The 2207-nt window shown below is 72.7% G+C and carries 1 protein-coding gene; it reads left to right on the top strand.

The genetic code is table 11. The features are described 5' to 3' along the window. Positions 1–12 precede the first annotated feature (12 nt). A partial coding sequence (locus tag Msi02_RS42675) for a heavy metal translocating P-type ATPase (protein WP_204053398.1) occupies positions 13–2207 on the top strand: 2195 nt, incomplete at its 3' end.

Raw genomic sequence — 2207 nt, 5'->3', positions numbered from 1 at the left:
ACCGGTGACCGGCTGACCGGCGTGGTCGAGCTTTCGATAGGCGGCATGACCTGCGCGTCGTGTGCGAACCGGATCGAGCGCAAGCTCAACAAGCTGGAGGGTGTGTCCGCGTCGGTGAACTACGCCACGGAGAAGGCCAAGGTGACCTTCCCCGAGGGCCTGGACCCCCAGGCGTTGGTGGCGGAGGTGGAGAAGGCCGGCTACACGGCCAAACTGCCCGAGCCGCCCGCCCCGGAGCGGGCGGCCGGGGAGCCGGCTGATGAGCTGGGTGCGTTGCGGACCCGGCTGGTGGTGTCGGTGGTGCTGGCGGTGCCGGTGATCGCGCTGGCGATGATCCCCGCGGTGCAGTTCACCTACTGGCAGTGGCTGTCGCTGACGCTGGCGGCGCCGGTCGTGGTGTGGGGCGGGCTGCCGTTCCACAAGGCGGCCTGGACCAACCTGCGCCATGGCACGGCCACGATGGACACGCTGGTGTCGCTGGGCACGATCGCCGCGCTGGGCTGGTCGTTGTGGGCGCTGTTCCTCGGCAGCGCCGGCCTGCCGGGGATGACCCACGCCTTCGATCTGACCATCGCCCGTGGGGACGGTTCGGGTGACATCTACCTGGAGGCTGCCGCGGGGGTGACGGCGTTCATCCTGGCGGGGCGGTATTTCGAGGCGCGGTCCAAGCGGCGGGCGGGTGCGGCGTTACGGGCGCTGCTGGAGCTGGGCGCCAAGGACGTGGCGGTGCTGCGCGACGGGACCGAGGTGCGCATCCCCGTCGACGCGCTGAAGACCGGTGACCGCTTCGTGGTGCGGCCGGGGGAGAAGATCGCCACCGACGGGGTGGTCGAGGAGGGCGCCTCGGCGGTCGACGCCTCGATGCTGACCGGGGAGTCGGTCCCGGTCGAGGTCAGGGCGGGGGATGCGGTGACCGGGGCGACGGTGAACGCGGGCGGGCGGCTGGTCGTGCGGGCCACCCGGGTCGGCGCCGACACCCGGCTGGCCCAGATGGCGCGGTTGGTGGAGGAGGCGCAGACCGGCAAGGCGCAGGTGCAGCGCCTGGCCGACCGCATCTCCGGGATCTTCGTGCCGATCGTCATCGCCCTTGCCGTCGGCACGCTGGGGTTCTGGCTGGGCACGGGGCAGGGCGCCCAGGCGGCGTTCACCGCCGCGGTGGCGGTGTTGATCATCGCCTGCCCCTGCGCGCTGGGGCTGGCCACGCCGACGGCGCTGCTGGTCGGCACCGGCCGCGGCGCCCAGCTCGGCATCCTGATCAAGGGGCCGGAGGTGCTGGAGTCCACCCGGGCCGTCGACACGGTCGTGCTGGACAAGACCGGCACCGTCACCGAGGGGCGGATGACCCTGACCGGTGTGCACGTCACCGAGGGGGTGAGCGAGCAGGAGGTGTTGCGGCTGGCCGGGGCCCTGGAGCACGCTTCCGAGCATCCCATCGCCCAGGCCATCGCCCGGGGCGCGGCCGAGCGGGTGGGCGAGTTGCCCACGCCGGAGGACTTCGCCGGCCTTGAGGGGCTGGGGGTGCAGGGCGTCGTGGACGGCCACGCGGTCCTGGTCGGGCGGCCTGCGTTGCTGGCCGAGTGGTCCCAGCACCTGCCCGCCGACCTGGCACAGGCCCTGCGACAGGCGCAGGCCGGTGGGCGTACGGCGGTGGCGGTCGGCTGGGACGGCGCCGCGCGGGCGGTGCTGGTGGTGGCCGACACCGTCAAACCGACCAGCGCCCAGGCCATCACGGACCTGCGGGATCTGGGGTTGAGGCCGGTGCTGCTGACCGGTGACAACCAGGCGGTCGCGCAGGCGGTCGCCGCCCAGGTCGGGATCGACGAGGTGATCGCCGAGGTGTTGCCGGCCGACAAGGTCGATGTGGTCAAGCGGCTGCAGGCCGAGGGCAGGACGGTGGCGATGGTCGGGGACGGGGTCAACGACGCCGCGGCGCTGGCTCAGGCCGATCTGGGGCTGGCCATGGGCACGGGCACCGATGTGGCGATCGAGGCCGCGGATCTGACCCTGGTGCGGGGTGATCTGCGGGTGGCGGCCGATGCGATCCGGCTGTCCCGGCGGACGCTGCGCACGATCAAGGGCAACCTGTTCTGGGCGTTCGCCTACAACGTCGCGGCGCTGCCGCTGGCCGCCGCGGGACTGCTCAACCCCATGATCGCCGGAGCGGCGATGGCGTTCTCCAGCGTCTTCGTCGTCAGCAACAGCCTCAG

It is taken from the genome of Microbispora siamensis (genome assembly GCF_016863095.1).
In the GTDB taxonomy this organism is placed as follows: Bacteria; Actinomycetota; Actinomycetes; order Streptosporangiales; family Streptosporangiaceae; genus Microbispora; species Microbispora siamensis.
This window is presented reverse-complemented; position numbering and strand designations above follow the sequence as displayed.